General features: G+C 65.0%; 22 protein-coding genes and 2 riboswitches. Of the genes, 14 read left to right on the top strand and 8 right to left on the bottom strand.

Annotation, left to right across the window (positions count from 1 at the left end):
* Window positions 1-175: 175 nt before the first annotated feature.
* Entirely contained in the window at window positions 176-592 is a 417-nt protein-coding gene (locus HU735_RS20885; RefSeq protein ID WP_186715052.1) for a DUF1294 domain-containing protein, read from the bottom strand.
* A gap of 1 nt (window position 593) precedes the next feature.
* Window positions 594-1,424: an undecaprenyl-diphosphate phosphatase gene (locus HU735_RS20880; RefSeq protein WP_050705499.1), complete on the bottom strand. Its 831-nt coding sequence runs from the start codon at window positions 1,422-1,424 to the stop codon at window positions 594-596.
* 300 nt (window positions 1,425-1,724) lie between these two features.
* Here HU735_RS20880 and HU735_RS20875 point away from each other — a divergent pair, with 300 nt between their 5' ends.
* The 5 genes from HU735_RS20875 to HU735_RS20855 all read left to right on the top strand — a co-directional run bounded on the left by HU735_RS20875 (window position 1,725) and on the right by HU735_RS20855 (window position 5,888).
* Complete coding sequence (locus tag HU735_RS20875; protein WP_186715051.1) at window positions 1,725-3,359, top strand: methyl-accepting chemotaxis protein; 1,635 nt, start codon at window positions 1,725-1,727, stop codon at window positions 3,357-3,359.
* A 98-nt stretch (window positions 3,360-3,457) separates the two neighbouring features.
* On the top strand, window positions 3,458-4,024 hold the full coding sequence (gene pnuC, locus HU735_RS20870; RefSeq protein WP_186715050.1) for a nicotinamide riboside transporter PnuC: 567 nt from the start codon (window positions 3,458-3,460) through the stop codon (window positions 4,022-4,024).
* Window positions 4,021-4,572, top strand: coding sequence for an AAA family ATPase (locus tag HU735_RS20865; protein ID WP_186715049.1), 552 nt, complete (start codon window positions 4,021-4,023; stop codon window positions 4,570-4,572). Before pnuC ends, HU735_RS20865 begins: the two co-directional genes overlap by 4 nt.
* Before the next feature lie 298 nt (window positions 4,573-4,870).
* Entirely contained in the window at window positions 4,871-5,314 is a 444-nt protein-coding gene (locus HU735_RS20860) for a hypothetical protein (RefSeq protein ID WP_050705495.1), read from the top strand.
* A gap of 1 nt (window position 5,315) precedes the next feature.
* Entirely contained in the window at window positions 5,316-5,888 is a 573-nt protein-coding gene (locus tag HU735_RS20855) for an adhesin (protein WP_084942182.1), read from the top strand.
* A 22-nt stretch (window positions 5,889-5,910) separates the two neighbouring features.
* Here the strand turns inward: HU735_RS20855 and HU735_RS27405 are convergent, their stop codons facing one another.
* Window positions 5,911-6,069 (bottom strand): hypothetical protein, encoded by a 159-nt coding sequence (locus tag HU735_RS27405; protein ID WP_346655375.1) that lies wholly within the window; start codon window positions 6,067-6,069, stop codon window positions 5,911-5,913.
* Between HU735_RS27405 and HU735_RS20850 the strand changes: the two genes are divergently transcribed.
* The 5 genes from HU735_RS20850 to HU735_RS20830 all read left to right on the top strand — a co-directional run bounded on the left by HU735_RS20850 (window position 5,998) and on the right by HU735_RS20830 (window position 12,419).
* Window positions 5,998-7,251 (top strand): heme utilization protein, encoded by a 1,254-nt coding sequence (locus tag HU735_RS20850; protein ID WP_346655374.1) that lies wholly within the window; start codon window positions 5,998-6,000, stop codon window positions 7,249-7,251. The genes HU735_RS27405 and HU735_RS20850 overlap by 72 nt on opposite strands.
* Before the next feature lie 64 nt (window positions 7,252-7,315).
* Window positions 7,316-7,996: a C39 family peptidase gene (locus HU735_RS20845; RefSeq protein WP_186715047.1), complete on the top strand. Its 681-nt coding sequence runs from the start codon at window positions 7,316-7,318 to the stop codon at window positions 7,994-7,996.
* Between the two features lie 33 nt (window positions 7,997-8,029).
* On the top strand, window positions 8,030-8,767 hold the full coding sequence (locus HU735_RS20840; protein WP_050705491.1) for a hypothetical protein: 738 nt from the start codon (window positions 8,030-8,032) through the stop codon (window positions 8,765-8,767).
* Window positions 8,768-8,813: 46 nt separating this feature from the next.
* Window positions 8,814-10,094, top strand: a complete 1,281-nt coding sequence (locus tag HU735_RS20835; RefSeq protein ID WP_050705490.1) for a hypothetical protein — start codon at window positions 8,814-8,816, stop codon at window positions 10,092-10,094.
* Window positions 10,095-10,223: 129 nt separating this feature from the next.
* Window positions 10,224-12,419 carry a sulfatase-like hydrolase/transferase gene (locus tag HU735_RS20830; protein ID WP_186715046.1) on the top strand — a complete coding sequence of 732 codons (2,196 nt, stop codon included), beginning with the start codon at window positions 10,224-10,226 and terminating at the stop codon, window positions 12,417-12,419.
* Between the two features lie 6 nt (window positions 12,420-12,425).
* On the opposite strand, the gene HU735_RS20825 is transcribed toward HU735_RS20830, so the two are convergent.
* Window positions 12,426-13,751: a sigma-54 dependent transcriptional regulator gene (locus HU735_RS20825; RefSeq protein ID WP_050705488.1), complete on the bottom strand. Its 1,326-nt coding sequence runs from the start codon at window positions 13,749-13,751 to the stop codon at window positions 12,426-12,428.
* A 333-nt stretch (window positions 13,752-14,084) separates the two neighbouring features.
* Here HU735_RS20825 and HU735_RS20820 point away from each other — a divergent pair, with 333 nt between their 5' ends.
* Window positions 14,085-14,351, top strand: coding sequence for a hypothetical protein (locus HU735_RS20820; protein ID WP_028690802.1), 267 nt, complete (start codon window positions 14,085-14,087; stop codon window positions 14,349-14,351).
* A 101-nt stretch (window positions 14,352-14,452) separates the two neighbouring features.
* Here HU735_RS20820 and HU735_RS20815 read toward each other — a convergent pair whose 3' ends face one another.
* From HU735_RS20815 to cobW, 4 genes are read right to left on the bottom strand one after another with little or no spacing between them, the layout of a single operon-like run.
* On the bottom strand, window positions 14,453-15,067 hold the full coding sequence (locus HU735_RS20815) for a VWA domain-containing protein (protein ID WP_238349868.1): 615 nt from the start codon (window positions 15,065-15,067) through the stop codon (window positions 14,453-14,455).
* A gap of 53 nt (window positions 15,068-15,120) precedes the next feature.
* Window positions 15,121-16,119, bottom strand: a complete 999-nt coding sequence (locus tag HU735_RS20810; RefSeq protein ID WP_186715044.1) for an AAA family ATPase — start codon at window positions 16,117-16,119, stop codon at window positions 15,121-15,123.
* A 2-nt stretch (window positions 16,120-16,121) separates the two neighbouring features.
* On the bottom strand, window positions 16,122-19,883 hold the full coding sequence (gene cobN / locus HU735_RS20805; protein WP_186715043.1) for a cobaltochelatase subunit CobN: 3,762 nt from the start codon (window positions 19,881-19,883) through the stop codon (window positions 16,122-16,124).
* 3 nt (window positions 19,884-19,886) lie between these two features.
* On the bottom strand, window positions 19,887-20,954 hold the full coding sequence (cobW, locus tag HU735_RS20800) for a cobalamin biosynthesis protein CobW (protein WP_186715042.1): 1,068 nt from the start codon (window positions 20,952-20,954) through the stop codon (window positions 19,887-19,889).
* A gap of 99 nt (window positions 20,955-21,053) precedes the next feature.
* Window positions 21,054-21,254: riboswitch (cobalamin riboswitch) on the bottom strand.
* 60 nt (window positions 21,255-21,314) lie between these two features.
* A riboswitch (cobalamin riboswitch) is annotated at window positions 21,315-21,535 on the top strand.
* A 99-nt stretch (window positions 21,536-21,634) separates the two neighbouring features.
* Between cobW and HU735_RS20795 the strand changes: the two genes are divergently transcribed.
* From HU735_RS20795 to HU735_RS20785, 3 genes are read left to right on the top strand one after another with little or no spacing between them, the layout of a single operon-like run.
* Window positions 21,635-21,820 (top strand): CbtB domain-containing protein, encoded by a 186-nt coding sequence (locus HU735_RS20795; RefSeq protein WP_028690797.1) that lies wholly within the window; start codon window positions 21,635-21,637, stop codon window positions 21,818-21,820.
* Window positions 21,821-21,830: 10 nt separating this feature from the next.
* Entirely contained in the window at window positions 21,831-22,526 is a 696-nt protein-coding gene (locus tag HU735_RS20790) for a CbtA family protein (protein ID WP_186715041.1), read from the top strand.
* A complete protein-coding gene (locus HU735_RS20785; protein WP_186715040.1) occupies window positions 22,526-22,927 on the top strand; it encodes a cobalamin biosynthesis protein in 402 nt (133 codons plus the stop codon). The genes HU735_RS20790 and HU735_RS20785 overlap by 1 nt, the downstream gene beginning before the upstream one ends.
* Window positions 22,928-22,948 lie beyond the last annotated feature (21 nt).

Raw genomic sequence — 22,948 nt, 5'->3', positions numbered from 1 at the left:
CGGATGAATGGAGCGAGGATTTTTTGGTGACTTTTTGATCCTTCAAAAAGTTACCCGCCGTAAGGGCGGAAAGGTGACTTCGCGTCGCCATCGCAAATGAATGCGCATACAACTTATAAACCAACAACAACAACAACAACAACAACAACAACAACAACAACAACAACAACAACCCTCAGATCACAACCCCCCAACGCCCCGCCAAGAACAGATAATCAACCCAAAACACCTGATGCACAAAAACAATCCCCCAGAACACCACCTGATAGGCAACCTTGCGCGTCTTGTGCCGAAACACCTGCTGCGCCAGCAACGCCCCTGGCCATCCCCCCAGCAGCTCGCTGGCATGCAGCACCTTCTCCGGCGTACGCCAAGCCTGGCTCCGCGCCTGCTGCTTGTCCTGCCAGTACAACATCAAGCTGACCAGGCTCACCAGCGGATACATCGCCAGCGGCAGCCAGGTCCCATCACTCAACCCCATTCGCAGGCCACCCACCACCGGCAACAGGCAAAGCACCACCAGTACCAGCCATTTCAGGCGTGCATGGCGCACGCCCTCCTCGCCCTGAGGCACACGCTGCATACGGGCCATGTCAACCGTGCGCCGTCGACCAGTCGACCCAACCGAACTCCCAGGTCGCCAGGATCAGCAAGCCGAAGGCAATCCGGTACCAGGCAAACACCGCATAGCTGTGATTGGCAATGAACTTGAGCAACCCACGCACGGCGATCATCGCGAAGATGAACGACACCACGAAACCTAGGGCGAACACCGGCAGGTCGCCCGGCTGGAACAGCTCACGGTACTTGTACCCCGAATACACCGCCGCGCCGACCATGGTCGGCATGGCCAGGAAGAACGAGAATTCGGTGGCCGCCTTGCGCGACAGGCCGAACAGCAGGCCGCCGATGATGGTCGAACCAGAGCGCGAGGTGCCCGGAATCATCGCCAGGCACTGGACGAAACCGATCTTCAGCGCATGGCTCCAGCGCATGTCATCGACATGATCGACTTCCACCCGATGCTGGCGACGCTCGGCCCACAGCATGATCACCCCGCCCACCACCAGTGCAGCGGCCACGGTAATGGGGTTGAACAGATACTCGTGGATCAGGTCGGCAAACAGCACGCCCAGGATCACCGCCGGGAAGAAGGCGATCAGCAGGTTGGCGGTAAAACGTCGTGCCGGTACCTGCGTGGGCAGGCCCAGCACGACGTCGAAGATCTTGCGTCGAAACTCCCACACCACCGCCAGGATTGCGCCCAGCTGGATGATGATGTTGAACGCCATGGCGCGTTCGCCGCCGAAGTTGATCAGGTCGGCGACGATGATCTGGTGCCCGGTGCTCGAAATGGGCAGGAACTCCGTCAGCCCCTCGACCACGCCCAAGATGATTGCCTGCAAGGCACTCCAAAAATCCATCTTTCCCCCAAGTGCGACGCTGCGCGTGGCAGGCCGCTTGTTTTGATTGACTCAATGATGCCGCACGCGGCGCGTGCTTTTTACAGCGACAGTGGCTCCCAAGGCCAGCTGAAAAGCTCAGCAGCCTAAAGGTTTCATCTGGCGCGGCCGAAATCCTAGCAGAGCCTGTGTTTCAAGGCTTGCGTTACCTGCTACACAGGATGTCAAGAAAGACTCATTAGCCGTTGGTCGAGTGGGGGCCGGCGGCAAAGCATGCTTGGATGCCCTGGATAAAAAGAACAAAGACTGGAGTAACGCATCATGAAGACCCTGAGGTCGATGTCGATCAGCCGCCGCCTATGGCTGATCCTGCTGGTGGCCGTGGCCATGCTGCTGGTGCTGGGCCTGCTGATGCTGCGCCAGCTCCACGGCGACCTGTACCAGGCCAAGGCCGAAAAGACCCGCCACGTGGTGCAGACCGCCGCCGGCATCCTGACGTATTACCAGGGCCTGGAGGCCGTTGGCACGCTCACCCGCGAGGCCGCGCAGCAGCAAGCCCTGCAAGTGGTGCGCGGGCTGCGCTACGACCAGAACGACTATTTCTGGATCAATGACCTGCAACCGAAGATGGTCATGCACCCGGCCAACCCCAAGCTCGATGGCCAGGACCTCTCGGCCATCCGCGACCCGGATGGCTTTGCCGTGTTCAACGAGATGGTCGCCCTGGCCCGCAGCCAGGGCGCGGGGCCGGTCGACTATCGCTGGCCCAAGCCCGGCGCCAGCGAACCGGTGGAGAAAACCTCCTACATCCAGCTGTTCAAACCCTGGGGCTGGATCATCGGCTCGGGCGTTTACGTCGACGACGTGCAGGCCGAGTTCGCCCGCCAACTGCGCGACGCCTCGCTGGTCGGCCTGGGCATTGCCTTGCTGATGGCCCTGCTGGTGATGCTGATCGCCCGCAGCATCGCCCGCCCGCTGCAAGAGGCGGTACAAGCCATGGGCACCATCGCCAGCGGCGAAAGCGACCTGACCCGGCGCCTGGATACCCATGGCCGCGATGAAATCACCCTTCTGGGCGAATATTTCAACCGTTTCAACGGCAAGCTGCAGGGCGTGGTCGGCCAGTTGCAGGGCGCTGCCCATCACCTGGCCGAGTCGGCCGGCCATGTCGGCGACAACGCGGGCGCAGCCCAGGCCCGCAGTACCCAGCAATCGCTGCAGATGGACCAGGTGGCCACCGCGATCAACGAGGTTTCCTACGCCGTGCACGACGTGGCCAAGCACGCCGAGCAGGCCTCCAGCGAGATGCGCAACGCCCAGACCCAGGTCGGCCATGGCCAGCAGGCGATCCACGGCAGCCTGCAGCAGATCGACCGGCTCTCGGCGACCATCGAGCAGGCGGTGCAGGTGATCCGCGAGCTGGCCAGCCACAGCACCAAGATCGGCGGCGTGCTCGAGGTGATCCGCTCGATCGCCGAGCAGACCAACCTGCTCGCCCTCAACGCCGCCATCGAGGCCGCCCGCGCCGGCGAGCAGGGCCGCGGTTTCGCCGTGGTCGCCGATGAAGTGCGCCTGCTGGCCCAGCGCACCGCCCAGTCGACCGCCGAGATCCAGACCATGATCGAGCACCTGCAGGGCCAATCCGAGGCCGCGGTACGGGCCATCGACACCAGCAGCGAAGCCTCGCGCCAGACCGTCGAGCAGGCCCGCGAGGCCGGCAGCAGCCTGGATGCCATCAGCCAGGCACTGGGCAACCTGGGCGCGCTCAACGCCTCGATCGCCAGTGCCACCCTGCAGCAGTCCCATGTGGTCGAGGAGATCAACCGCAACGTCACCGAAACCGCCGACCTGTCGCAACAGACCGCCGAGGCCGCGCGTCAGTCCAGCGACGCCGGGGCGGCCCTGGCGCGGCTGAGCGAGGAGCTGGAGCAACTGCTGCGCCAGTTCAGGGTCTAGCGCCGGAAAGCTGCGGGCCGATCCGATTCCGCCCGCAGCTTGAAGCGTGCCGCTCGAAGCGGTTAGCATCCCGCCCTTTCCCCGCCCAAGGATCGCCGATGTCCGGCCTCGAACTCTTCGCCGCCGCGCTCGGCGTCATCGCCGTCTGGCTCACCGTCAAGCAGAACCCCTGGTGCTGGCCGATCGGCCTGGTGATGGTGGTGCTGTACAGCTGGATCTTCTACGAGGTGAAGCTGTACTCGGACATGCTCCTGCAACTGGTCTACGCGGTGCTGCAGCTGTACGGCTGGTGGCAGTGGACCCGGCCCGACCGTACCGAGGACGCCCGCCAGGTGACCCGCCTGGCCCCCGCGCCGATGCTCAAAGGCCTGGCGGCCGGCCTCCTGGCCAGCCTGCTGCTGGGCGCGGGCATGGCGCACTGGACCGACGCCGCCCAGCCCTGGCTGGATGCCGCCCTCACCGGTTTCAGCCTGGTGGCGCAGCTGTGGATGGCACAGAAGCGCCTGCAGTGCTGGGCGTTGTGGGTAGTCGTGGACGTGATCTTCGTCGGCCTGTTCCTGTACAAGGGCCTGTACCTCACCGCCGCGCTCTACGCCCTGTTAACCCTCATCGCCGTGCGCGGCTGGCTGGAGTGGCGCCGCGATCCGGCGCTGGCGGCGGCATGAAGGTCCTGGTGTTGTGCGGCCCGGAGTCCAGCGGCAAGAGCTGGCTGAGCGGCGAGATCCAGGCGCATTTCGGCGGCGTGCTGGTCGGTGAATATGTCCGCCACTTCATGGAATGCGAACAGCGCGATACCTGCTACGCCGACATTCCCACCATCGCCCGTGGCCAACTGGACTGGGAAGATCATGGCCGAACGCAGGCGCCGGAGCTGCTGATCCTCGATACCCACCTGCTCAGCAACATCCTCTGGAGTCAGGCACTGTTCAACGACTGCCCTGCCTGGATCGAAGAAGCGCTGAAGGCGCGCCATTACGACCTGCACCTGCTGCTGCGTCCCGAGGGCGTCGAATGGGTCGGTGACGGGCAACGCTGCCAGCCCCGGCTGGAGGAACGCCAGGCGTTCTTCGACGACAGCCTGGCCTGGTTGCAGCGCCATCGACAGAACCTGCAGATCATCGACGGTGACTGGCCACAACGCAGCGCCAAGGTGCTGGAGGCGGTGCAACGCTTGCTTGACGGAAAAGCCCCGATTTTCCCCACTGAATGTTAAACCACTGATACACACCGACCGGCCATAGCCCCCGGATTTGCGCGTAATCCCGCAGTTTCGGGGGCAATGTCACAGCGGTGATACACCTGCGCCGACCTCCCCTCGAAGCCCGGTATTGCAGGGTTTGACCCTCAACTCACCGGGGGTCTGTCTCAGCACTGATACAACAATTCTCTGACGCAACAGTGCTTCCCACCCAAGATCCTGATTCTCAAGCAATAACAAAAACCGGCACAGCTTCTGCTCTCCTTCTGGCAACGCGGCCCCAGGCCCAAACGCCGAAGAAGGAATTGCCATCGTGGGGAAACCAGAAAAAGGCAAGATCTGTCACCTCCTGCTGCTTGGTTGCGCTTTGGGATCCAGCTTCAGCCTGCCCGCCCAGGCAGACAACGGCATCGTCGTCATCACCCGCGAAGTGCAGACCCGCAGCGCTATACGCGCTCCGGTAATGCCCGACCCCAACCCGGTCACCGTCAACACCAATCCCTCCGCGCACATCCTCAAGCAGACCAGCGAGCTGAGCGATGGCGACTTCGCCGGCATCACCAGCGGCGCCGGGATCAACTCGCTGATCACCCAGCAGACCAACACCATCGGCGCCAACATCGGCAACCAGACCCAGTTGCCCAACATTGCCGGCGGACGTGGCTCGGGCTCGGGCGGCAACGGCATCGCCAACATGGTCAACTCCAACGTCCAGCAAGGCCTGGGCGCGCTGAAAGTGCTCGGCGGAGGCCAATGACATGAGGCACTCGCTGCTGATCCTGGCCACGCTGTGCAGCGCGTCGGCTTTCGCCCAATCCCCCGTGATCAACAATGCCACCATCGACAGCTCCGGCGCGCAATACCAAGGCAACCTGGGCGTCAACCAGGCAGCCGGCGACCAGCAGCAACAGGTCAACGCCCGGGCCATCGCCATTGGCCACGACGCCAACGCCAGCACGCAGATCCGCCAGCGCCTGCGCACCCAGGTCGATCCTTCGATGGACGCGCAGTCCAGCATCCAGGGCACGGCGTTCAGTCACGGCAACGGCATCCTGGGGGTCAACCAGAGCGCCGGCGCCAGCAACCAGCAAGCCAACGCACTGCGCATCAGCGTCAGTGCCCAACCACAAAGCATCGACGACAGCGTCCTTCTGCAACAGAACGTGGCGCTGGTCAACAGCTCGGATCCAACTGCCCAGACACCCGGCCATCGTCAGGTCAGCACCAGCGACCAGGCATTCACCGGTAGCCGTGGCGTGGTGCAGTTGAATCAGAGTGCAGGGGTGGGAAACCGAACGGCCAACACCCTGAGCATCCGGGTCGCGGATTGACCCAAACAGGTAACAACAACACTTAACCTAAAATAAAGTACGGAGAACCACCATGAAACCCTCGATGGCACTCAAGCCTCTGGTTTTCGCAATCGCTGCGATCATGGCTGTGGCTGTACAAGCTGGACAGAATGATCGGCGTGGCAACGACCATCACAATGGTCATCACAACAACGGTCATCACACCCCTCCTCCTACCAAGATCCCGGTGTATGCAACCGCCAATGCCTGGGACAAGCAAAGCAGCACCAACAACCGCATCAGCAACGAAGGCACCGTCAACGAAGCCGAGATGAGCAGCTCGGCTTCCGGCACCAGCGGCAACGTCGGTGTCAACGTGGCAGCCGGCGCTGGTAACCAGCAGGACAACGCCGCCGCCATCGCCAATGCCGGCGCTGACTCGAGCCTGGACAACACCTTCGTGTTCGGCTCGGCATCGGCCACCGCCGACGTGCGCCAGTACAGCAACAACAACAAGGTCACCAACTACGGCACCACCAACTCCGGCATCATGAGCGGCTCGGGCAACAACGGCAGCGGCAACATGGGCATCAACATTGCCGGTGGCGACCTGAACCAACAGAAAAACACCATGGCCATTGCCAACTCCAATGCGCCACTGGGTAACGCCACGGCCACCGCCTCCGCCGACCAGAATGGTCCTGGCCTGGTGGTGAACAACAACGGTGACCGCGAGTACCGCCTCGACACCATCACCCTGACCACCAGCACCAGCGGCAGCGCCTCGTACAACAGGGACTCCAGCTACAGCAAGGACCGCAGCTCCTCGTCGAGCTGGGAGGCCGCCGGTGCCAACAGCTGGAACGCCAGTGGCTCGAAGAGCTCGGACGCCAGCGGTTCGCGTAGCCATGAGTCGAGCTCCTCGGCCAGTGGTTCTCTGAACGCTTCGCTGGATGCCTCGGCGAGTGGCAGCGTGACGCACACCCAGGACTATGGCCGCCACGAGCGCAGCCGCACCGACTCGTTCGATGCGTCGCTGAGCGCCTCGATCGACGCCTCGTATGACAAGTCGCGCGACAAGTCTTCCAGCTCTTCGTTCGAGAAGTCCTACGACTCCTCGTTCGAGAAAGCCTACGACTCTTCGTACGAAAAATCGGGCAGCAAAGCCTCCGAGTCCTCGAAGTCCGGTTCGAACAGCTTCGAAGAATCCAGCTCGTTCGACCTGAGCAAAACCGTGTCGTTCCAGGTGCTGACTCCTACCGGCTGGGCTAACGCTGTAACCAACACCGCCACCCTGAGTGGCTCGGTGAATGGCGGCAGCGGCAACCTCGGCGTCAACGTGGCAGCCGGTGTGGGCAACCAGCAGAGCAACTCGCTGGCCATCTCCAACACCTCGTTCTGACAGCTGTGACCTTGAGGCCCCCTTCGGGGGGCCTTTTCCTCAACAGGATCTGGGGGGCAAGACCATGCGTATGATCGCCTTGGCGTTTTTGTTGTGCATGGCCAGTTACAGCGAAGCGGCGCAGATGCCGCTTTCGGTTTTGCCGGGGGGCGCGGTGATCTACAAGCCCATCCAGAGCATCCGCGAACGCAAGTTCGCCGACCTGGTGCAACAGAAGACCGATTTCAGTTGCGGCGCCGCGGCGCTGGCAACCATCCTGCGCCAAGCCTACTGGCTGGACGTGGACGAACACACGATCATCGAGGGCATGCTGGCCCACGCCGACCAGGACCTGGTCAAGGTCCAGGGCTTCTCGATGCTCGACATGAAGCGCTATGTGGAAAGCCTCGGCATGCGTGCCCGCGGCTACCGGGTCGCCGCCGACACCCTGAGCAGCGTGCGCATCCCCGTGGTGGTGCTGATGGACATCCGTGGCTACAAGCATTTCGTGGTCATGCAACGGGTCGACAAGGGCTGGGTCTACATCGGCGACCCGGTGCTCGGCCACAAACGTTACAAGGTCGAAGACTTCCTCAAGGGCTGGAACGGCATCATCTTCGCCGTGATCGGCCAGGGCTACGACAAGACCAATGCCTTGCTCGACCCGCCCCTGCCGTTGAGCGCCAAGGACCGCATCAACAACTTCACCCCGGTCAAGGACGCCGAACTGATGGACTTCGGCTTCATCCGCAGCGACTTCTTCTAACGATAATCGAGCGCGACGCGTCGGGAGCATCCCATGAAGACTCCAGCCTGGCTCACCCTGATCTGCCTGGCCACCGCCCTGCCCATCCAGGCAGAGACGTTCAAACCCATTGAACTGAAGGATCAGGAGTTGGCCAATCTGCGCGGACGCTATGTACTGCCGGGGCGCATCATCAGCTTCGGCGTGGTCATGAGCAGCACCTGGCAGAACGCCAATGGCGATGTCATCGGCGCCAAGACCTCGATGCAGGTGCAGCAGTCGACCATCAAGCCACAGTTCTATGTGTCCATGATCGACGAGAAAGGCAGCGGTTCGTCCAGCGCCAGGGGCACCGGCAGCGTCACCGGTGGCGGCGGCCTGGACACCACCGTCGGCGTCACCCAGGTGGTGCGCGCGGCCGGTGACAACAACCTGGCCAACAACAACGTCGACATCAACGTTACCAAGGCCAACCAGGCCCCTGAGGCGCCGCAGCAAGGCCAGGTGCTGGCTGCGGGCTCGACATTGGTCGGCAGCAACGCCGCAGGGTCCCTGAGCGTCTCCGCGAGCGGTACCGGCGTGCAAATGAACGTCGTGGCCAGCAACAACCAGGGCAGCACCCTGCAGCAGATCGCCCAGGGCGGGCTGATGCAGAACGCCACCCTGCTCGGCAGCGGCAACCAGGTCAGCAACCTGACCTCGCTCAACGTCGTGCTGCGCGACAACGTGCCCGCTGCCGCGCTGAACGGCAATCTTGACCAGCTCAAAGGTCTTCGCGCCCTCGGATACTGATCTACGCTCAGTCTCATCGTATGTAGTCAGAAGGGACGGCTAACCCATGCAACGATCGTTGACGTTCAGAGCTGTAGTCTGTTTGAGTACATTGGCCCCTGCGACCATGCTTTATGCAGCTCCGGACCCTCAGGTCGAGGCACTGAAGCAGGAATTGCGCGAACTGAAACAACGCTACGAAGCCCAGCAGAATGCCCTGATGGTGCTTGAGCAGCGCGTGCGCCAGGTCGAGGAAACCCCGGCAGCCCCACCGCCCAAGCGCCTGACCAAGTCCCCCTCGACACCGGCCAAAGGCGCGCAGACCGTTGCATCCGGCGCCCCGGGCAGCACTGGCAGCTCCTATGGCCAGTCGCTCAAGGACGATTCGGAACCCGCGCAAAGCGTTTCCAACCTGTATGACGAGGCCAGCGGCTTCTTCGGAGGCGGCAAGTTCAGCGTCGAGACCGGCATCACCTACACGCACTACGATACCCGCGCCCTGACACTCAATGGTTTCCTCGCCCTCGACTCGATCTTCCTCGGCAACATCAACCTCGACCGGATCAAGGCGGACAACTGGACCCTGGACCTGACCGCCCGCTACAACATGGATCAACGCTGGCAGTTCGATATAAACGTACCCATCGTTTACCGCGAATCGACCTATTCCTCCGGTGGCGCCGGTGGTGCCGGACCGGTCACCTCCGATGCGTCGGTCACCCGCGATCCGACCATCGGCGACGTCAACGTCGGCGTGGCCTACAAGTTCCTCGACGAATCGGAGAACTGGCCCGACGCGGTGCTCACCCTGCGGGTCAAGGCGCCTACCGGCAAGGACCCCTATGGCATCAAGCTGGTCGAGGACCCGACCAACAACAACCTGTCGGTGCCCGAGAGCCTGCCGACCGGCAACGGTGTCTGGGCGATCACGCCGGGCATCTCGCTGGTCAAGACCTTCGACCCCGCCGTGCTGTTCGCCAGCCTGTCCTACACCTACAACATGCAGGATTCGTTCAGCGACATCAGCCCCCAGGTCAACAGCAAGGTCAAGGGTGATGTGAAACTGGGCGACTCCTGGCAGATCGGCGGCGGTATCGCCTTTGCCCTCAACGAACGCATGAGCATGTCGTTCTCGGTCACCGACCAGTTCGCCAGCAAGAGCAAGATCAAGCCGGACGGCGGCGACTGGCAGTCGATCACCAACAGCGACTACAACGCCGCCAACTTCAACATCGGCCTGACCTTCGCCGCCACCGACAACCTGACCATCGTCCCCAACCTGTCCATCGGCCTTACCGAGGACTCGCCGGACTTCTCGTTCAGCCTGAAATTCCCGTACTACTTCTGACCCTCCAGCCGGGCCCGATCCAGGGCCCGGGATTTGGTTACCGGTTTTGTAGCGACCGACTTTCCTGGCATCGGCCTGTTATCATCGCGCACAGTTTTGTGACGATTTAATGGCAATAAGGAAAGTTTCGTGAACAACCTGCTCGGTCACCCTCGCGCCCGCCTTGCCACGCTGGCAATCCTGGTGCTGGTGATTCCGCTGACCGCGCGCGCCCTGCTGGGCTGGTCCAACCCCTTCGGCTACCTATCGGACCTCGCCATCGGCAGCCTGCTGTTGCTGCTCGCCCATCGTCGCTCCTGGTGGCTGGCCTTGCCGCTGCTGTTGGCCTGGGGCGGCCTGTGGGTGGCATCCGCCGAGCTGGTCAGTGCCGTCGGCCGACTGCCCACGGTCGACGACCTGGCCTATCTGGTCGACCCGCAGTTCATGGAGAACTCCACCGCCGGCGCCCTCGCCCATGCCTGGCTGCCCGCCCTGCTGGTCGCAGGCCTTGGCATATGGCTGACAAGCGTATGGCGGTCGCCTGCCGGCGCCCCCTTGCCCCGGCGTTTCTGGGCCGTGCCTGTGGCGCTGTTTGGCCTGCACTGGGGCGGCCAGCAACTGGCGCCCTCGGACGCCGACCAGTGGCGACAGTACGGCCTCACCCACCAGGCGCTGTCGGCAGCAGTGGGCAAGTTACAGCATCAGGCCCTGCGTGGCATGGGCCATGTGCCGGCGGTCACGGCGCTGTCCAGCGCCGGCCTGACCCAATCCGACCTCAATGGCGCCAAGCTGCTCGACGCCCCAGGCAAAGCGCGCAACCTGCTGATCATCACCGTCGAGGGCATCCCCGGTGCCTACCTGCGCCCCAACCGCGAGGCACTGGGCAGCCGCTTCGAGCAGGACCTGATGCCGCGGCTCAGCCAGTGGGCCGAGCGCGGCATGAACACCCCTGACTATGTGTTGCACACCCACCAGACCATTCGCGGTCTCTACGCGATGCTCTGCGGCGACTACGACAAGCTGGCCAACGGCACGCCCAAGGGCGTCGAGCTGCTGACCCAGCAGCAACGCAACCAGGCGTGCCTGCCGGCCCAGTTGCGCGAAGCCGGTTTCGCCACCCATTACCTTCAAGGCGCCGGGCTGCGCTTCATGGCCAAGGACCGGATCATGCCGCACATCGGCTTTGACGCGGTGCATGGCCTGGAGTGGTTCGCCAACGACAACTACCTGGAATTCCCCTGGGGCAAGGATGACCGCGCCTTCTTCGAAGGTGCGCTCGACTACGTCGGCGAGCTGCGCAAGCACCCCCAGCCGTGGATGCTCACCCTGCTCACGGTCGGCACCCACCAGCCCTATTCGGCGCCCGACGCCTATCTGCAACGCTTCGACACGCCCAAGCAGGCCGCGGTGGCCTACCTTGATGATGCCCTGGGCGGCTTCCTCGACAACCTCGAGAAACAGGGCGTGCTGGAGGACACGCTGGTGATCGTCACTTCGGACGAATCCCATGGCATCGACGGCGTGCGTCTGGCCTCGGCCTGGGGCTTCAACCTCACGTTGGCGCCGGAACAGGCGCAACTGCCCAGGCTCAAGCAGGGTACCTACGGCCATATCGACCTGAGCACCTCCCTGCTCGACTACTTCGCCCTGCCGATCCCGGCAGCCCTGGGCGGACGCTCGCTGTACCGCGACTACGACAGCGGCCGCGAGATGATCTCCTACACCAATGGCATGCTGCGCTACCACGATGGCCAGGGCACCCTCAGCGAATGCGACTTCCAGCAGCGCTGCCGACGCTATGCCAGCACAGGATTCATTGCCGACCAGGCCAAGTTCCTCGGCCGTGGCGACGACAGCCTCGGTCCGCAGCTCAATCTGCTGGCCGCCAGCCTCGACCAGTCGCTGCTGCAGACCCCGCTCAACCTGCGCTACCAGTTCGGCGGGCCTTCGCCTATCGCCCTGGCAGAGCGCATCAAGGATGACTGGGCGGACAACCTGATCGGCGCGCAGTACCTGGAGATGCCCGAAGGCTCGCGTACCCGTGTGCGTCTGAAGGTGCGGGCGCTGGATCCCCGGCACGCGGCGTTTATCCGCCTCAAGGCCAAGGAGCTGGAACAGGACGTGCAGCTCGGGCTACCCGAAGAGATGCGGGTGACGGCCGACGAACCGCTGGAAATGGAGTTCGACTTCGACAACCCCACCGTGCGCAAGGCGTTTTCCTTCCATCTGCTGGGGTATGGCGGCGGCGAGGTGGAAGTGAGCGATTTCAGCGTGATTACCGCGCTGCCGGATGAGCCGGAGACGGTGGAGGAACTGGCGGATGGGCATCTTGCCCAGTCGAGCTGAGGTCAGCTAGCGAATCTGGTGCTTGTGCAACAACCGGTAGAATGTCGGTCTGGAAACGCCCAGCACCTTGGCCGCGATGCTCAGGTTGTCGCTGTGCCGGTTCAGCACATCGCACAACGCCTGGCGCTCGGCCCGGTGCTTGTAGTCCTCCAGCGTGCCCAATGGCTGGTCCTGCTCCTGCAGCTCCTGCAGGCCCAGGTCCTGCGCTTCGATCTGGCGGCCCTCGGCCAATACCAGGCCGCGCCGCACCCGGTTGGCCAGCTCGCGGACATTGCCCGGCCAATCGTGGCGCCCCATGGCCGCCAGGGCGCCGTCGCTGAACGAACGCGGGCGCCGGCCGGTCTCGGCGCTGTAGAACTGGGAGAAATGACTGGCCAGCATCGACAGGTCGCCATGCCGGTCACGTAGCGGCGCGGTCACCACCTGCAGGACATTGAGCCGGTAGTACAGGTCCTCGCGAAAGCGCGCCAGCGCGATGGCCTTCTCCAGGTCCACATGGGTCGCCGCCAAAACCCTGACGTCCACGGCGATCGGCTGATTACCCCCTACCCGCTCGATGTGCTTCTCCTGGAGAAAACGCAGCAGGTTGGCCTGCAACTCCAACGGCAGGTCACCGATCTCGTCGAGGAACAGGGTGCCACCATTGGCCGCCTCGATACGCCCCACCTTGCGCTGATGCGCCCCGGTGAACGCGCCTTTTTCGTGGCCGAACAGCTCGGACTGGATCAGGTGTTCGGGGATGGCGCCGCAGTTGATGGCGATGAAGGGTTTGTCGCGCCGTTGCGATTGCCGGTGCAGGGTACGCGCCACCAGCTCCTTGCCCGTACCGCTTTCGCCACGGATCAGCACCGGCGACTCGGTCGGTGCCAGCTTGCCCAGCAACTTGCGCAGCTCACGGATCGGCCGGCTCTCGCCCAGCAGTTCGTGTTCGGGCTCGTCCACCCGCACCGGGCCCTTGCCACGCAACCGCGCCATGCCGAAGGCGCGACCCAGGGTGACCTGTACCCGTGAGACGTCGAACGGCAGGGTGTGGAAATCGAAAAACCATTCGCAGACGAAATCGCCGACATTCTGCAGGCGCAATTCTTCGGCGCTGAGCACGGCGATCCATTCTGTATTGCTGCGCTTGATCAGGTCCTTGACCGCCTCGGGATGCAGTAGGTGCGAGGCCTGCAGGCGCACCAGGCCGACATCGCAGGGCTGCTCCATGGCCGCCTCGAGTGTGCAACTTCGTACATCCCAGCCAACGCTGCGCAGGCCCGGCAAAAGGCGGTGGCAATCGTCGCAGGGGTCGACGATCAGCAAGCGGCGGAGGGATGCGGTATCGAGCATGACCTTTCCTTGGCGCCAGATTATGGTTTTTTAACTGTAAACAGACAGTTGCGACGCCCGAATTAACAGTAGCAATGAACTTGACGCCCCCCACTACCGTTGGTCAGCCCGGTAAGAAAGCCGCATGCCGCGCTGGGAATTTTCCAACTCAATTACCGTCTTAGGCGCGATGGGCAGTCAGGAAAACATCGCCGATATAAAAAAATTTCAACGGCCATGTGACTTCAACCCTGATCTGGAGCATCAGTACGAATAACCCCGCGCTGTACACTTTTGTGGAATAACACCGCGGCACCTTATTTCGCTGTTTGGGACCATGAGAGAGACCGAACCATGAACGCCCCGCTCCGTGTCAACGAAGCACTGCTGATCGCCGACCACGCCTTCGAACCCTTCCAGTGCGTAGCCTGGGATGCACCCAACGGTACTGGTGAACTGAGCCTGGCAGTGATCGACCGGACCAGCACCCGTATCGGCAGCAAGCAAGTGTCCTCGCGCGTCTATTCCGACCCCGCGCAATGGGCCAGCCTGATCGAGGAAGTGCGCGCCGAACTGTCCGGCAAGGGTTACGACCTGCAACCCTGGTCGATGCCGAAGTAAAAGAGCACTGTGCCGCAAGTGCGTGATTGCCACGCACTTGTGCAAGTTCCCCCACTGTCGGGGAAACTTTTTAATTGCGACATCCTGTCGCAGTTACATGTTTACTTGATCACCGCGAACTGCTCGATATGCCGATAGTCGGCCTGCAGTTGTTCGGCAAGTTGGCGTGCCCGGCCCACGCGCACCGCCGCTGTTTCCATATCCACCAGCAACGTCACGCAAGGTAGCGGTTGCAACGCAGGGCCCTGTTGCAGACGGCCATCGGTCAACACCAGGCAGCGCTGTACCTCATGAGGCAAGCGCTTGCCCCGGGCCAATAACCACTGACGCGCCTCTTCCAGCGCCGCCGGCAACGGTGTACCACCTCCCGCCCCCAGCGCTTGCAGCCAGGGCTGCAACGCCGCCGAGGCTTTCAGGCCATGGCGCTGCCATTGCGGCCGGTTGCCGCTGGCCGTGAGCAAGGCCAGACGCGCACGTTGCCGATAGGCCTCATCGAACAACCCAGCCAGCAGTCCCTTGGCCTGGGCCAGCGCCTGATTGCGTCGGGTCGACGCCGACGCATCGACGATCACCAGCCACAGTTCCGGCGCCTGGGCCTGGCGCTGCTGCCAGCACAGGTCGCGGCGCTGGCGTGGCCGCCCTTTGAGCAAGGTTGCCAGCCAGGCGATGCGCCCGCTATCGCTGGTGCGCGGGCGGCCCCGGGAAGTCCCCGTCAAATGACCGACGCGAGGCCTGGCATCCGCCACCCGATCATGGCGCGAGCGGATGCTCAGGGCTTTTTTGCCCAGTTCGGCACCTCGCGCCGAGCACCCGTGGCCACCGGCTGGGCAGGCAATGCTCCCCAGTCCCCCTGACCACCCGGCGTCTCCTGCGCACTCGCCTGCCCGCCCGCCGAAGTGGCCTGGGGTGGCGGTGCCTCGCTGCGGCGCCGATGGCGCAAGGCAAACTCGGCAACCGCCTGTACATCCGCCTCCTCGATCACCGCATTACCCCGCCAGGCGGCATGGGCCCGCGCCGCGCGCAGCCAGACCAGGTCGGCACGCAAGCCGTCCACCCCGGCGGCGAAGCAGCGCTCGGTGATCCAGGCCAGGGCCTGGTCGTCCAGAGCGATAGATGCCAGGCGCTCACGGGCCGACCGACAGCGCTCGCGCAACGCCGCCTGCTGCTCGGCCCATTGTTCGCAGAACGCCTGTGGATCGCTGTCGAAAGCCAGCCGGCGACGAATGATCTGCTGACGCGCCTGCGGCGTCGGCAAACCTTCCAGGGCCACATTGAGACCGAAACGGTCGAGCAACTGCGGGCGCAGCTCGCCCTCCTCCGGGTTCATGGTGCCGATCAGCACGAAACGGGCGGCGTGGCGATGGGAAATGCCGTCGCGCTCGATGCGATTGGTACCGCTGGCGGCCACGTCCAGCAGCAGGTCCACCAATGGGTCGGGCAACAGGTTGACTTCATCGACGTACAACACGCCACCGTCGGCATGGGCCAGGACGCCCGGCGAAAACCGCGCCTGGCCCTGGCCCAGGGCGGCATCCAGGTCGAGGGTGCCGACCAGGCGCTCCTCGGTCGCCCCCAGCGGCAGGGTCACGAACGGGCCATCGCCCAGCAGGTCGGCCAAGCCCCGGGCCAAGGTGCTCTTGGCCATGCCCCGCGGCCCTTCGATCAGCACGCCGCCGATCTTCGGGTCGATCGCCGTCAGGCACAGGGCCAGCTTGAGGTCGTCGGCGCCGACCACGGCGGCCAGGGGAAATTGTACGGGTTCGCTCATGTTCAGCTGTCTTCCTCGCCGGCGAGCAATTGTTGCTCGAGGCTTTCACGATAGTCGCCCGGTTCCTGCCACAACCCGCGCTGCTGGGCTTCCAGCAGGCGTTCGGTAAGGTCGCGCAGGGCTTCAGGGTTGTGCTCGCGCATGAAATCACGGGTGGCCGGGTCGAGCACATAGGCATCGGCCAAGCCCTGGTAATGATGGTCGTCGATCAGGTGGGTAGTGGCATCGAAGGCGAACAGGTTGTCGACCGTGGCCGCCAGCTCGAACGCACCTTTATAGCCATGGCGCTTGGCGCCGTCGATCCACTTGGGGTTGAGCGCCCGGGCACGGATCACCCGGTTGAGTTCTTCCTTGAGGGTGCGCACCCGCGGCCGATCGGCCTGGCTGTGGTCGCCGTGGTAGCTGGCCCGCGAGGTGCCGGCCAGGGTTTCGGCGGCTGCCAGCATGCCGCCCTGGAACTGGTAGTAATCGTTGGAGTCGAGCAGGTCGTGCTCGTGGTTATCCTGGTTCTGCAGCACCGCCTGCACCTGCGCCAGGCGCTGGGCGAACACGGCACGGGCCGGGGTGCCCTCGTCGGCGGTGCCATAGGCGTAGCCGCCATGGTTGAGGTAGACCTCGGCCAGATCGTCGCGGCTGTGCCACAGGCGTCCATCGATGGCGTTCTGCACACCGGCCCCGTAGGCGCCGGGCTTGGCGCCGAACACTCGCCAGCCGGCCTGCCGCGTCGCCTGCTCGGGCTCGACGCCAGCGCCGAGCAGCGTTTCGCGCTCGGCGCGCACCCGCGCAGCCAGGGGGTTCAGGTCGTCCGGCTCGTCCAGTGCAGCCACCGCCTGCACGGCGGCGTCAAACAGACGGATCAGGTTGCCGAAAGCATCGCGGAAGAAGCCCGACACCCGCAGCGTCACGTCCACCCGTGGCCGGTCGAGCAGGCTCAGCGGCAGGATCTCGAAGTCATCGACCCGTTGGCTGCCAGTGGCCCACACCGGGCGCACACCCATCAACGCCATGGCCTGGGCGATATCGTCGCCGCCGGTGCGCATGGTCGCCGTGCCCCACACCGACAGGCCCAGCTGGCGCAGGTGATCGCCATGGTCCTGCAGGTGCCGCTCGAGAATCAGGTTGGCCGAGGCAAACCCCAGGCGCCAGGCCGTGGCGGTGGGCAGGTTGCGCACATCGACGGTATAGAAGTTGCGCCCGGTGGGCAGCACGTCCAGCCGGCCGCGGCTGGGCGCGCCACTGGGCCCGGCCGGGACGAAACGCCCGGCCAGGGCCGCCAGCAGGCCATCGATCTCGGCAGCGCCGCAGGCATCCAGATCGGGGGCGACCTGTTCGACCAGCGTGCGCAGCACCGCGCGCACCGCCTCCCATTCGAGCCCGTCCGATAGCGCGAGAGTACCCTGCAGGGCCTGCTCGATCAGTGACAACGCCAGCAACTCCAGGCGCTCGCGGGTATCGCCACAGGTTCGCCAGAGGCTGGCGTCGAGTTGTACCAGCAGATCCGGGCGTGGCCCATCCCATGCCTGCCCCAGGTCACAGTCCAGCGGGTCGAAACCCAGCGCCAACGCCTTGGCCAGCACGCGGATCAGGCTGGCGTTGCCGCCCTTGCCATCGCCCCGCGCCACCCGCAGCAGCGCCAGCAGCGTACCGCTGCGCAAACGTCCCTGCGGCGATTGGCCGAACACGTGCAGGCCGTCGCGAATCTGCGATTCCTTCAGGTCGCACAGATAGGTGTCCAGCCGCGGCAACCACACCGCCGCGTCCTCCATCTGGCCTTCGAGCTGCAACTCGCGGTCGATATGGTGGGTTTTGACCAGTTCAAGAATGTCCCGTTGCAGCTCGCGGGCACGACGCGGATCAAGCAACTGCGCCTCGTAGTATTCGTCAGCCAGTTGCTCCAGATGACGCAGCGGGCCGTAGGTCTCGGCACGGGTCAGCGGCGGCATCAGGTGGTCGATGATCACCGCCTGGGTGCGGCGCTTGGCCTGGGCGCCCTCACCCGGGTCGTTGACGATGAACGGGTAGATGTTGGGCAACGGGCCGAGCAAGGCATCCGGCCAGCACTCGGCGGACAGGCCCACGCCCTTGCCCGGCAGCCATTCCAGGTTGCCATGCTTGCCCACATGGATCACTGCGTCGGCGGCATAGCCGTTGCGCAGCCAGAAGTGGAACGCCAGGTAGCCATGGGGCGGCACCAGGTCCGGGTCGTGGTACACCGCGCTGTGGTCCACCTGATAGCCCCGCGCCGGCTGGATGCCGACAAAGGTCAGGCCGTAGCGCAGGCCGGCGACCATCATGCGTCCACCGCGGAACATCGGATCCTGCTCGGGCGGCCCCCAGCGCTCCAGCACCGCGCGTTGGTTGGCCTCGGGCAAGGCGGCGAAGGCGCGCTGGTAGTCGGCCAGGGCCAGGCTCTGGGCGCAGGGGCGCTGGTCGAGGTGATCGAGGTCGTTGGTCACCCCGCCGAGCAACTGGTGAACCAGCTCGGTACCGCTATCGGGCAGGCCGGCCACTGGGTAACCCTGCGCTTGCAGGGCCTCGAGGATATTGAGCGCCGCGCCCGGCGTGTCCAGGCCGACGCCATTGCCGATGCGCCCGTCGCGGGTCGGGTAGTTGGCCAGCACCAGGGCCACGCGCTTTTCCTGGTTGTCCAGGCGCGCCAGGGTCACCCAGCGCCGTGCCAGTTCGGCGACGAAGTCCATGCGCTCGGGATGGGCCCGGTAGCAGACTACATCGGACTGGCTGCGCTCGCTGCGCCAGGCCAGGTCCTTGAAACTCACCGGCCGGGTGATGATGCGCCCGTCCAGTTCCGGCAGGGCGATGTGCATCGCCAGGTCGCGGGCGCCCAGGCCCTGCTCGCTCTGCTCCCAGCCAGGCTGGTTGTCCTGGGCGCAGATGGCCTGCAGCACCGGTACATCACGGCGCAGCGGGCGCAGGTTGGGTTGCTCGGGGCTGGACAGGGCGAAACCGGTGGTGTTGATCACCACTTCGGCCTGCACCTCGTCGAGCCAGGCCTCGACCTGGTCCAGGCAGGCGCGCTCCTTCAGGCTGGCCACGGCGATGGGCAGTGGGTTCAGCCCGCAGGCCTGCAGGCGCTGGCAGAACACATCGATGAACGCCGTGTTGGCCGCCTGCAGGTGCGAACGGTAGAACAGCAACGGCGCCACCGGATGCTCCGGGTGCCACTCGGCGTACCAGTCCTCGAGACGCGCCTTGGCCTTGGTCGGATGGTAAACCGCCGTGCGCGGCAAGGGCTGCGGCTCATCCCACGGGTAATCGCGGCCCAGCCATTGGTTGGCCAGACAGTTGAACAGGCTCACCGCGTTGGCCTTGCCGCCCTGGCGCAGGAAGTGCCAGAGGCGCTCGGCCTGTTCGCCGCGGACCGTGCCCAGGTCGGTGAGTTCAGGGTCGGGACGGTCGTCGCCGGGCACCAGGATCAGCTCGACCCCACGCCCCGCCAGTTCGACCAGTTGCTCGACACCATAGCGCCAGTAGCCAACGCCGCCATGCAGCGACACCAGGATCACCTTGGCATGGCGCAGCACCTGGTCGACATACAGGTCGACCGAGGCATGGTTCTGCACCTGCATCGGATTGGCCAGGCGCACGCTGGGGAAGTCCGCCGGCAGCTGCTCGGCGGTTTCGGCGAGCAGCGCCAGGTGTGAATCACCGCTGCAGAGGATCACCAGGTCGGCGGGGGTCTGGCCGAGATCGGCGATGCTGTCGTCCGGCACGAAGCCGCCGGGTTGGGTCCGCAGCAGGTGCATGGATCAGGCGCCCAGGGCCTGGCGCAGGCGCGCTTCCAGCTGTGCGGCGTCCAGCTCCTGCCCGATCAGCACCAGGCGGGTGATCCGTGGTTCATCGCTGCGCCAGGCGCGGTCGAAATGCTTGTCGAAGCGAGTGCCCACGCCCTGGATCAGCAGGCGCATCGGCTTGCCGGGGATAGCGGCGAAGCCCTTGGCGCGCAGGATGCCGAACTCGGTGACCAGCTGGGTCAGGGCATCGAGCAGCAAGCTTTCGTCGGCTTCAGGCAGATCGATGGAGATCGAGTCGAAGGCGTCGTGGTCATGGTCGTCATGGTCATCGCCGTCGTGATGCGAGTCGTGATGGGTACGACGACCATCAATATGCGCCTCGGACTCGGCGCCCACGCCCAGCAACACCTCCAGTGGCAGGCGGCCACTGCTGGCCTCGATCACCTTGACCGCCGGCGGCAGCTCCTCGGCCACCTCGGCGCGGACCTTGGCCAAGCCCTCGGCATCAATCAGGTCGGCCTTGTTCAGTACCACCAGGTCGGCGCTGGCCAGCTGGTCGGCGAACAGTTCGTGCAGCGGCGACTCGTGGTCGAGGTTGGGGTCGAGCTTGCGCTGGGCATCGACCTGGTCCGGGTAGGCGGCGAAGGTGCCGGCGGCCACGGCCGGGCTGTCGACCACGGTGATCACCGCGTCGACGGTGCAGGCATTGCGGATTTCCGGCCACTGGAAGGCCTGTACCAGCGGTTTGGGCAAGGCCAGGCCGCTGGTCTCGATAAGGATGTGGTCGAGGTCGCCGCGACGGGCCACCAGTTCGCGCATCACCGGGAAGAACTCTTCCTGCACGGTGCAGCACAGGCAGCCGTTGGCCAGTTCGTAGACACGGCCGTTGGCCTCTTCCTCAGTGCAGCCGATGCTGCACTGCTTGAGGATCTCGCCGTCGATGCCCAGCTCGCCGAACTCGTTGACGATCACCGCGATGCGGCGGCCATGGGCGTTGTCGAGCATATGCCGCAGCAAGGTGGTCTTGCCCGAGCCGAGGAAGCCGGTGACGATGGTGACGGGAAGCTTGGCCAGTGTTTTCATGTCGCGATGCCCTTGGCAGCAATGGCGCGGGCATGCAGGACGACAGCCACGGCCATGCCGGCCAGGCGCGTTCGCCACCGGATCACCCCGCCCGGTTGAAAGTCGAAGACGTCACGAGGCAGGTCTCCTGGCTCGCACCGCTGCGGCTCGCTGGCCGGCGGGCCGGCGCCTTCCCGCGCGCCTGCGCAGTGGCTGTGCCGAACCCTTCAGTGCTTACAGTTGCGGGGGCAGCCGCGGCTTGTACCGCGTTCCCGTCTTAGCCCGGGCCAACGCCCGAGAACCTCGAAACGGCAAGGCTACGCAGTGCCTGCCTGGCGGTCAACCGCCGCGGCGATTGACGCGGGCCCGGCCCCGTGATTTGCTAGCGCATTGCGTTCAGGTGCCCCCGACGGGGGTGAAACGGGAAACCGGTGCGTCGTGCCTCCATTCAAAGGAGCCGACAAGGCCGGTGCTGCCCCCGCAACGGTAAGCGAGAGAAGCGTCCGGACCACTGTGCCTGCCATGGCATGGGAAGGTGACGTCAGACGGAGCCCGGCTCCACCTCGCCAGCCCGGAGACCGGCCTGACGTGCTCACAGTACACCCCGCGGTGGGCGGGCGTCGTCGTATCACCTGGGCCGGCCGTGCCCGGGGTCGTCGCGCATGCCCGTTGCCACAACAAAAGCAGCAGAGGAACGCGTCATGCCCATCACCAGCGCCAAACACAGTATCGCCACCCCCGTCAGCCTCAGCCAGCGACTGATCGTCGCGGTCGGCGCCAGCCTGCTGGGCCTGTGCCTGGTGTACTTCGCCGGTTTCTCGCACATCGAGGCGGTGCACAATGCCGCCCACGACACCCGCCACAGCGCCGCCTTCCCTTGCCACTGAGTAAATCCGCATGATTACGCGCATAGCCCGTACCGCGGGTTTCAGCGGCCTGCTCGCGGCCCTGTTGCTGACCTTGCTGCAAAGCTTCTGGGTCGCCCCACTGATTCTCCAGGCGGAAACCTACGAATCCGCCGCCCCGGTCGCCGAACACCATGAGCACGGCGACGCCGCCGCCCCCCACGAACATGAACACAGTGCCGAGGCCTGGGCGCCAGAAGACGGCTGGCAGCGCGTGCTGTCCACCACCGGCGGCAACCTAGTGGTCGCCGTCGGTTTCGCCCTGATCCTGGTCGCCCTCTATAGCCTGCGCGAACCGAACCGCGTGGCCACCGGCGCGCTGTGGGGCCTGGCCGGCTTTGCCGTGTTCTGCCTGGCGCCGACCCTGGGCCTGCCACCGGAACTGCCCGGCACCGCCGCCGCCGACCTTGGCCAGCGCCAGACCTGGTGGATCGGCACTGCCGCGGCCACCGCCGCCGGCCTGGCGTTGCTGGTGTTCGCCCGGCACTGGCTGCTCAAGGCACTGGGTGTCGCCCTGCTGGTACTCCCGCACCTGATCGGCGCGCCGCAGCCGGCGATGCATGAAAGCCTGGCGCCAGAAGCCCTCGAGACCCAGTTCAAGATCGCTTCGTGGCTGACCAACGCCGCGTTCTGGTTGGCTTTGGGCCTGCTCAGCGCGTGGCTGTACCGTCGCTCCAGCCAGGCCTGATGCACGAGCTTCCTGCCCAGCCGGCGCTGTACGCCGGCTTTGGCTGTCGCCGTGGCTGCCCGGTCGAGACGCTGGCTGTGCTGCTGCGCCAGACGCTCAACCGCCACGCCCTGCCCCTCTACGCCCTGCGCGCCATTGCCAGCATCGAGCCCAAGGCTCGCGAACCTGGCCTGCTGGCATTGGCCGAGCGCCTGGGGCTGCCTTATATCTGCTTCGACGCCACGCATCTGACGGTCTTCGAACCGCTGCTCAGCCATCGCTCGGCCACGGTGTACGCCCAGACCGGCTGCTGGGGCGTCGCCGAAAGCACCGCCCTCGCCCTGGCTGGCGACAAAGGCCGCCTGCATGTGCCCAGGCAGGTACTCGGTGGCGCTACCCTGGCCCTGGCCATCGGCGGATAATCCGCTCCAATCTTCTGCAAG

This window comes from Pseudomonas sp. BW16M2, assembly GCF_014268865.1.
Classification (GTDB): domain Bacteria; phylum Pseudomonadota; class Gammaproteobacteria; order Pseudomonadales; family Pseudomonadaceae; genus Aquipseudomonas; species Aquipseudomonas peradeniyensis.
The sequence above is the reverse complement of the archived record's forward strand: the minus strand, read 5'-3'. Positions and strand labels throughout refer to the sequence as shown.

Bases quoted from the DNA above. Each gene is read 5' to 3' on its own strand.
- HU735_RS20790 (WP_186715041.1), top strand. From the start codon at position 21,831: ATGATTACGCGCATAGCCCGTACCGCGGGTTTCAGCGGCCTGCTCGCG.
- HU735_RS20875 (WP_186715051.1), top strand. From the start codon at position 1,725: ATGAAGACCCTGAGGTCGATGTCGATCAGCCGCCGCCTATGGCTGATC.
- HU735_RS27405 (WP_346655375.1), bottom strand. From the start codon at position 6,069: ATGACCGTTGTTGTGATGACCATTGTGATGGTCGTTGCCACGCCGATC.
- HU735_RS20835 (WP_050705490.1), top strand. From the start codon at position 8,814: ATGCAACGATCGTTGACGTTCAGAGCTGTAGTCTGTTTGAGTACATTG.
- cobW (WP_186715042.1), bottom strand. From the start codon at position 20,954: ATGAAAACACTGGCCAAGCTTCCCGTCACCATCGTCACCGGCTTCCTC.
- HU735_RS20840 (WP_050705491.1), top strand. From the start codon at position 8,030: ATGAAGACTCCAGCCTGGCTCACCCTGATCTGCCTGGCCACCGCCCTG.
- cobN (WP_186715043.1), bottom strand. From the start codon at position 19,883: ATGCACCTGCTGCGGACCCAACCCGGCGGCTTCGTGCCGGACGACAGC.
- HU735_RS20855 (WP_084942182.1), top strand. From the start codon at position 5,316: ATGAGGCACTCGCTGCTGATCCTGGCCACGCTGTGCAGCGCGTCGGCT.
- HU735_RS20820 (WP_028690802.1), top strand. From the start codon at position 14,085: ATGAACGCCCCGCTCCGTGTCAACGAAGCACTGCTGATCGCCGACCAC.
- HU735_RS20880 (WP_050705499.1), bottom strand. From the start codon at position 1,424: ATGGATTTTTGGAGTGCCTTGCAGGCAATCATCTTGGGCGTGGTCGAG.
- HU735_RS20785 (WP_186715040.1), top strand. From the start codon at position 22,526: ATGCACGAGCTTCCTGCCCAGCCGGCGCTGTACGCCGGCTTTGGCTGT.
- HU735_RS20810 (WP_186715044.1), bottom strand. From the start codon at position 16,119: ATGAGCGAACCCGTACAATTTCCCCTGGCCGCCGTGGTCGGCGCCGAC.
- HU735_RS20825 (WP_050705488.1), bottom strand. From the start codon at position 13,751: ATGCTCGATACCGCATCCCTCCGCCGCTTGCTGATCGTCGACCCCTGC.
- HU735_RS20865 (WP_186715049.1), top strand. From the start codon at position 4,021: ATGAAGGTCCTGGTGTTGTGCGGCCCGGAGTCCAGCGGCAAGAGCTGG.
- HU735_RS20885 (WP_186715052.1), bottom strand. From the start codon at position 592: ATGGCCCGTATGCAGCGTGTGCCTCAGGGCGAGGAGGGCGTGCGCCAT.
- HU735_RS20795 (WP_028690797.1), top strand. From the start codon at position 21,635: ATGCCCATCACCAGCGCCAAACACAGTATCGCCACCCCCGTCAGCCTC.
- HU735_RS20845 (WP_186715047.1), top strand. From the start codon at position 7,316: ATGCGTATGATCGCCTTGGCGTTTTTGTTGTGCATGGCCAGTTACAGC.
- pnuC (WP_186715050.1), top strand. From the start codon at position 3,458: ATGTCCGGCCTCGAACTCTTCGCCGCCGCGCTCGGCGTCATCGCCGTC.